Here is a 7,244-nt window from a genome sequence, read left to right on the forward strand (position 1 = left end):
ATAGTATTCGCGCTGGGTCTTCTCCATCTGCGATTTGACGCGGGTTTTGATCTTTTTCTCAACCTGCAACACAGACATTTCGCCCTGCATCAGGCCAAAGACCTTCTCCAGACGTTCAGACACAGACAGGGTTTCCAGAAGATCTTGTTTCTGATCGACCTCGACACCCAGATGGCCGGACACAAGGTCCGCCAGACGCGCAGGTTCATGCGCTTCGGCTACCGCGCTCAGCGCTTCTTCCGGGATGTTTTTCTTAACTTTGGCATAGCGCTCGAATTCGTCACCAACCGAGCGCAGCAGGGCCTCGATGGTCGCCAGATCGCCTTCTTCCTCGTGCAGATACTCCGCAGAGGCTTCGAAGAACACGTCGTTCTCGATGAAATCTGTGATTGTGACACGCGCCTGGCCTTCGACCAGCACTTTGACGGTTCCGTCAGGCAGTTTCAGCAACTGCAAAACATTGGCCAGCACACCGGTGCGATAGATGCCGTCTGTGTTCGGATCGTCATCGGAAGGGTCAATCTGGCTGGACAGAAGAATTTGTTTGTCGTCCTGCATCACTTCTTCAAGCGCGCGGACAGATTTATCACGGCCCACAAACAGCGGCACGATCATATGTGGAAACACAACGATGTCGCGCAGCGGAAGGACCGGATAGGAGGAATTGAGTGGCTCTTGCATAGTCGTTCCTTGTCTTTGGCAAGATGATCCTGGCCCCGCTTGGCGGCAGCGCTTGTCATCTCCTCAACGGATTACCAACGTGGTGCGGCACCTATGGGGTTTCAACCCAAGCTCACCGCGATTTCTGTCAGAATGCCCCTATGGGTCGGGGACCACAAGAGCAGATCAGTGCTATTTTACCCAGAGTTAAGGTTGCGTGCGTTTTTGCTTAAACGTCGGTTAAAGCGGCTCGATATCGCCCATGGCGCGCATCGCGTGAAACTCTTGTTCCCATGCGTCAAAACGCCCTTCGGCAATCGCGTGGCGCATTTCATCCATGATGTCCTGGAAATAGCGCAGATTGTGCCAGGTCAGAAGCATGCCTGCGATCATCTCGTTGCTGCGGAAGACGTGATGCAAATACGCGCGGGAATAATTGCGCGCCGGAGAGTCTACGGTTTCGTCCAATGGCCGCGGATCATCCGCATGGCGCGCGTTCTTGATGTTCACAACGCCGCGGCGGGTAAAGACCTGCCCTGTGCGCCCAGACCGGCTGGGCAAAACGCAATCCATCATGTCTACACCGCGTTTCACAGCGCCGACGATGTCGTCAGGTTTCCCCACCCCCATCAAATAACGTGGCTTATCGACAGGCAGCATATCCGGGGCATAGTCCAGCACGCCAAACATCGCCTCTTGCCCTTCGCCCACGGCCAAGCCACCGATGGCATAGCCGTCAAACCCGATATCTTGCAGCGCCTTGGCACTTTCTTCGCGGAAATCGGCCTCAAGGCCGCCTTGCTGAATGCCAAACAGCGCATGCCCCGGACGGTCGCCAAATGCCACCTTCGAGCGTTCAGCCCATCGCATCGACAGGCGCATCGACTCGACAATCCGGTCGCGATCCGCTGGCAAAGCGGGGCATTCGTCAAAGCACATGACAATATCAGAGCCCAGCAAGCGCTGAATTTCCATCGAGCGCTCTGGCGTCAGCTCGTGTTTGGATCCGTCGATGTGGCTTTTAAAGGTCACGCCCTCTTCGGTCAGCTTGCGCAGCCCCGCAAGACTCATCACCTGAAACCCACCGGAATCCGTCAGGATCGGGCGTTCCCAGTTCATGAACTTGTGCAGCCCGCCCAGACGATCAATGCGCTCCGCCGTTGGGCGCAGCATCAAGTGATAGGTGTTTCCCAAAAGAATATCCGCCCCCGTCGCGCGCACGGATTCGGGCATCATGGCCTTTACCGTCGCCGCTGTGCCCACCGGCATAAAAGCAGGCGTGCGAATGTCACCGCGCGGCGTGCTGATCACGCCTGTCCGCGCTTTGCCGTCGGTTGCGTTCAGGGAAAACGAAATACGCTTTGTCATCTTTGGACCTTTTGTCTTTGTGCCCTCCTTACGATGGCTTAAGACTCTTGTAAAACAGACAATGGGCACGCACTTTTGATGTCTATTGGGTAAAATTATAGGAGGTATTAATGGCCGAAGACGTTATTTTTGGGTTGCTGTCGCAGAATTTGGTTTTCCTGCTGGCTGCGCTTTTTGTTGTTATCGTTATTCTCAAAGGGATCCGCATTGTCCCTCAATCCGAAAAGCATGTGGTGGAACGGTTTGGGCGCCTACATTCCGTGATGGGGCCAGGTATTAACTTTATCGTGCCGTTTCTGGATGTCGTGCGGCACAAAATTTCTATTCTAGAGCGGCAACTTCCGACGGCCACACAGGATGCCATCACCAAGGACAACGTGTTGGTGCAGGTGGACACCTCGGTGTTTTATCGCATTACGGAACCTGAAAAGACCGTCTATCGCATCCGCGATGTTGACGGGGCGATCACGACGACGGTGGCGGGGATTGTGCGCGCTCAGATCGGCAAAATGGATCTGGACGAGGTCCAAGCCAACCGCGCGCATCTGATCGAGACGATCAAAGCCTCGGTCGAGGATGCGGTTGACGACTGGGGCATCGAAGTGACCCGCGCCGAAATTTTGGACGTGAACCTCGACCAAGCCACACGACAGGCCATGCTGCAACAGCTGAACGCTGAGCGTGCGCGTCGTGCGCAAGTGACCGAAGCCGAGGGTCAGAAACGTGCGGTCGAGCTGCAGGCTGATGCGGAACTCTATGCCTCGGAACAAAACGCCAAAGCGCGGCGTATTCAGGCCGATGCCGAGGCCTATGCAACCGGCGTTGTCGCCAAAGCGATTGCTGAAAACGGGATCGAAGCGGCGCAATATCAGGTGGCGCTGAAACAGGTCGAAGCGCTGAACGCGCTGGGCAACGGGGATGGCAAACAAACAATCGTCGTCCCGGCAGCCGCGCTCGAGGCCTTTGGCGATGCGTTCAAATTGTTGAAAGGCTCTGTGAAATGACCGAAGTTCTGTCGATCTGGTGGGCATGGCTGGCCGCAGCGCTGGTTCTGGGCATTCTGGAAATGCTCGCGCCCGGCTTTATCTTCCTGGGCTTCGCAATCGGGGCGGCGGTGGTTGGCATCGCCATGCTGGGGCCGCTTAGTCTTTTGGCGCCTGCCCCGGTCCTTCTGATCTATGCGATTGTCTCTCTGGTGGCTTGGTTGATCCTGCGGCGCACATTTGCATTGCCAAAGGGCAACACCAAAACTTTTGACCATGACATCAACGACTAACCCCTCATAATATGATCGCAGCGTCCCTGCTATCTCAGCCAATTGGACGCAATCTTGGCGCGCCCTCTGGACGCTGCGATCCGCTTTCCCTATATCAACGCTCAGGAATTACGAAGGACATCCCATGAGCGACGAGTCTCATCCAATGGAAGGCGTTCCGCTGATCCAGCCCTCCAGCGTCGATCACCCTCTGCACGATGCCTGTGTCGAGGCCTGCCGCAGCGTGTTTGACCCGGAAATCCCGGTCAACATTTTTGATCTGGGCCTGATCTATACGATCGAGCTCTCAGAAGAGAATGACGCCAAAGTTGTCATGACGCTGACAGCCCCCGGTTGCCCGGTTGCTGGCGAAATGCCGGGCTGGGTTCAAGAGGCCATCATGGGCGTGAATGGCATCCGCACAGTTGACGTAGACCTCGTGTGGGAACCGCCGTGGGGCATGGACATGATGAGCGACGAAGCGCGTCTGGAACTGGGCTTCATGTAGGTGTTACCTAGATGAAGCTTGGACGCCACAAATCTTGTAACGAGATGTCTTAAAAGCCTCACGCCGCTTTTACACAAACGCGAAAAACTCCGGCGCAGTACAACTATGGAGTTATGTTATGCTGCGTTCAATCATTCTGGCGGCGGGCGCTGCCCTGCCCGTTTTCGCGATGGCCGCCGACGTCGAGCTTGGTCCGCGTCCTTACTATCTGATCGACAAAATGGCCGATAGCCCATTGAAAACAAAGCTGGAAAGCTGCGCGTCAATGGAGTTTCAACCATCTGATTTCTCGATCGGTCACCGCGGCGCGCCCCTGATGTTCCCCGAGCACACCGTTGAATCCAACGTCGCAGCCGCGCGCATGGGCGCAGGCATTCTGGAATGCGACGTGACCTTCACCAAGGACAAAAAGCTGGTCTGCCGTCACGCGCAAAACGATCTGCACACCACCACAAATATCCTCGCCACCGATCTGGCCAGCAAGTGCACCACAGGCTTCTCGCCTGCCAAAGACGGCAACGCAGCTGTTGCCGAGTGCCGCACATCCGACATCACTCTGGCCGAGTATAAGACGCTGAACGCCAAGATGGATGCGGCCAACAAGATGGGCACAACTGTTGCCGAATATATGGACGGCACAGCAGGCTGGCGCACCGACCTATACGCCACCGAAGGCACTATCATGACCCACGCGGAATCCATCGCGTTGTTCAAAGAGCTGGGCGCAAAGTTCACGCCAGAGCTGAAATCCCCGTCTGTCGAGATGCCGTTTGATGGCTATTCCCAAGAAGACTACGCACAAGCGCTGATCGACGAATACAAAGCCGCGGGCATCCCGGCCTCTGATGTTTGGGCACAGTCCTTCAACCTTGACGACGTGCTTTACTGGATCAAAGCAGAGCCAGACTTCGGCAAACAAGCGGTTTTCCTGGACGCCTCTTACAATATCGAAGGGTTCAACCCGAACGATGCGTCGACATTCCCATATGACTTCGCAGAGCTGCATGCGCAGGGCGTAAACTATATCGCACCACCAATGTGGATGCTGGTTGCGGTCGAGAATGGCCAGATCGTGCCATCCGCCTACACCAAAGAAGCCAAGGCCGCAGGTCTTAAGCTGATCACATGGACGCTGGAACGCTCTGGCCCTCTGGCAAACGGTGGCGGCTGGTATTTCCAGACCATCAAAGAGGTCACCAACAGCGACGCGATGTATTTCGAACTGCTGGACGTGCTGGCGCAAGAGGTTGGTATCGAAGGCATCTTCTCTGACTGGCCTGCGACTGTGACCTACTATGCAAACTGCATGGACAAAATGGGCTCTTAAGAGAGCTCTAAACTCCTGAAACGAGGCCTCGCGGAAACGCGGGGCCTTTTTTATGCACCCTAAAAAGGTTGCGATGCAATTTTGGCAACCAAAAAAGGTTGCATTTCAGGTATCGCAACCTATTTTGGTTGCGCAATGAGTGAAAACACACAAGTCGTCACCGTATTGAACGGAGATCTGGTTAACTCCACCGCGCTGGGCGCAGAAAAGGTCGAGATGGCCTTTGAACGGCTACAAAAGGTCGCGAAAGACCTTGAGGCCTGGCACGGCGGGAGTTTGCTGTTCACACGACACCGTGGGGACGGTTGGCAGGTTGTGCTGCGGGAGCCGAGGTATGCGTTGCGGAGTGTTTTGGCGTTTCGGGCGAGGCTAAGAAGTTATGGCCCAGAGTTTGATACTTACATAGGCGTAGGGACTGGCCCTGCCTCGATCCTCGAGAGCCCAAACCTCAACGAATACACTGACAAAGCGTTCGAACTTTCGGGAGCTGCATTGGAAACGGCCAAAAACGCGACAATGGACATGAAATTAGCCTCTTGGGGCAACCGCGAGTTTTGCTCGATGCTTTCACTTGCCGACTATATGTCCGCCTCTTGGACCGCGACGCAATCCGCAACAATGTACCAAATGCTTGTCACTTCGAGTGGCGCAAAATTTACAAAAGTCGCCAAGAAGCTGGGCAAAAGTAGACAAGCGGTCGCAAAATCTGTGGAAGGCGCGGGTTATCCGTATTTATTCTCAGCACTTCATTTTCAGGAACACCAGAATGATTGAAACCCTAACCGCTCTCGTCGCGGCGCATGTCTTTGCCGACTACGAGTTTCAATCCAAACGCACCGCCGAAAACAAACACGAGTTCGCCCATCTCGCCTATCACGGCGTTATCGTCCTCGTTCTTGCGATCCTTTTCACCGTCCATCGCCGCACCGGCATTCATTCTCGCAGCACTCCACATCGCCACGGACGCGATCAAGGCACGTACCAAAACCACCATCACAAGCCACCTGGCGGACCAGATCACTCACATCATCACTTTCACAGCCGTTGCAGGCCTAGCCCCAACACTCTGGGCAGAAGGCATCTGGAGCGCCGCCCCAGGCTGAGTCTCTCATTTACTCCTTCTCCTAAGCGGCGCGATCTACGTTACGCGGGCTGGAGGCTTTGCGATTGGGATCCTCATGGCCCCCTATGGCTCTGAGTTCTCTAAGGATTCCCTACCCGGAGGTGGTCAAATGATCGGCCTTCTGGAACGTGGACTGATCTATATCCTGGTCCTTTCGGGCAACCCCATAGGCATCGGATTTCTTGTGACCGCGAAGTCCGTCTTGCGCTTTGAAGCGACGCGCAATGGTGATGAAATCACCAACCGGCGGCGTTCGGAATATGTTATCATCGGAACTCTTGCGTCTTTCGGCTGGGCCATTCTTGTGACCCTCGCAATTCATGTTATTCTATTACAGCTTGCCCCCCTTGGCTTCCTGCCCAGGGCACCCTAAATAAGGGACAAAGGAGAACATCATGTTCGGCATTCCAGGCAAACAAGCGGTCACGCTGACCTCTGCTGCTGCAAAGCAGATCGTGAAACTGATGGACCGCGAAGGTCATCAGGGCTTGCGTATTGGCGTTAAGAAAGGCGGCTGTGCGGGTATGGAATACACGATGGATTATGTCGACGAGACAGATCCGCTGGACGAGATCGTCGAACAAGACGGCGCTCGTGTGATGATCGCGCCGATGGCTCAGATGTTCCTGTTTGGCACGCAAATCGACTATGAAGTGTCCCTGCTTGAGGCTAGCTTCAAATTCAACAATCCTAACGTCACCGAGGCCTGTGGCTGCGGTGAGTCGATTAAATTTGAGGGCATGTAGCCCCTCCTCCCTGATTAATTCCAAAGAAGCCCGCGCCAGCGCTTGACCCTAGACCGTCAAGCGCCCAAAACACGCTCATTGGATCATGAGGAGTGTGTAGATGCGTCGCAAGTTGGCTGCTGGGAACTGGAAAATGAATGGCTTGAGCGCGGCATTGGCCGAACTGAAAGTCATTGCTTCCGCGACCACAACACAGACCGATGTGCTGATCTGCCCGCCTGCCACTCTGGTCTCACGCGCGGCGCAAGACGCGGGCT

At 55.3% G+C, this 7,244-nt stretch carries 11 protein-coding genes; 8 read left to right on the forward strand and 3 right to left on the reverse strand.

Features of this window, described 5'->3' with window-relative positions; translation table 11 throughout:
- The coding region (locus tag ACEQWH_RS06130) for an LON peptidase substrate-binding domain-containing protein (protein WP_370228913.1) at positions 1-681 on the reverse strand (681 nt) is incomplete at its 3' end.
- Positions 682-900: 219 nt separating this feature from the next.
- The gene (gene tgt, locus ACEQWH_RS06135; RefSeq protein ID WP_370228915.1) at positions 901-2,028 is read right to left on the reverse strand and encodes a tRNA guanosine(34) transglycosylase Tgt; all 1,128 of its coding nucleotides are present in this window, start codon (positions 2,026-2,028) and stop codon (positions 901-903) included.
- Positions 2,029-2,138: 110 nt separating this feature from the next.
- On the opposite strand from tgt, the gene ACEQWH_RS06140 reads away from it, so the two are divergent.
- From ACEQWH_RS06140 to ACEQWH_RS06160, 5 genes are all read left to right on the forward strand, one after another.
- Entirely contained in the window at positions 2,139-3,032 is an 894-nt protein-coding gene (locus ACEQWH_RS06140; RefSeq protein ID WP_370228917.1) for an SPFH domain-containing protein, read from the forward strand.
- Positions 3,029-3,304, forward strand: coding sequence for an NfeD family protein (locus ACEQWH_RS06145; RefSeq protein WP_370228919.1), 276 nt, complete (start codon positions 3,029-3,031; stop codon positions 3,302-3,304). The genes ACEQWH_RS06140 and ACEQWH_RS06145 overlap by 4 nt, the downstream gene beginning before the upstream one ends.
- Positions 3,305-3,428: 124 nt before the next feature.
- A complete protein-coding gene (locus ACEQWH_RS06150; protein WP_370228920.1) occupies positions 3,429-3,791 on the forward strand; it encodes an SUF system Fe-S cluster assembly protein in 363 nt (120 codons plus the stop codon).
- Positions 3,792-3,909: 118 nt separating this feature from the next.
- A complete protein-coding gene (locus tag ACEQWH_RS06155; protein ID WP_370228921.1) occupies positions 3,910-5,118 on the forward strand; it encodes a glycerophosphodiester phosphodiesterase family protein in 1,209 nt (402 codons plus the stop codon).
- Positions 5,119-5,199: 81 nt separating this feature from the next.
- Complete coding sequence (locus tag ACEQWH_RS06160; RefSeq protein WP_370228922.1) at positions 5,200-5,892, forward strand: hypothetical protein; 693 nt, start codon at positions 5,200-5,202, stop codon at positions 5,890-5,892.
- A 4-nt stretch (positions 5,893-5,896) separates the two neighbouring features.
- On the opposite strand, the gene ACEQWH_RS06165 is transcribed toward ACEQWH_RS06160, so the two are convergent.
- Positions 5,897-6,112, reverse strand: coding sequence for a hypothetical protein (locus ACEQWH_RS06165; RefSeq protein WP_370228924.1), 216 nt, complete (start codon positions 6,110-6,112; stop codon positions 5,897-5,899).
- Positions 6,113-6,350: 238 nt separating this feature from the next.
- Here ACEQWH_RS06165 and ACEQWH_RS06170 point away from each other — a divergent pair, with 238 nt between their 5' ends.
- The 3 genes from ACEQWH_RS06170 to ACEQWH_RS06180 all read left to right on the forward strand — a co-directional run.
- Positions 6,351-6,614, forward strand: a complete 264-nt coding sequence (locus tag ACEQWH_RS06170) for a hypothetical protein (protein WP_372521388.1) — start codon at positions 6,351-6,353, stop codon at positions 6,612-6,614.
- Between the two features lie 22 nt (positions 6,615-6,636).
- Positions 6,637-6,987, forward strand: a complete 351-nt coding sequence (locus ACEQWH_RS06175) for a HesB/IscA family protein (RefSeq protein ID WP_370228926.1) — start codon at positions 6,637-6,639, stop codon at positions 6,985-6,987.
- 100 nt (positions 6,988-7,087) lie between these two features.
- Positions 7,088-7,244 (forward strand): triose-phosphate isomerase (locus ACEQWH_RS06180; RefSeq protein ID WP_370228927.1); only part of this gene is annotated, 157 nt, incomplete at its 3' end.

Source organism: Cognatishimia sp., from assembly GCF_964229375.1.
Lineage (GTDB): Bacteria > Pseudomonadota > Alphaproteobacteria > Rhodobacterales > Rhodobacteraceae > Cognatishimia.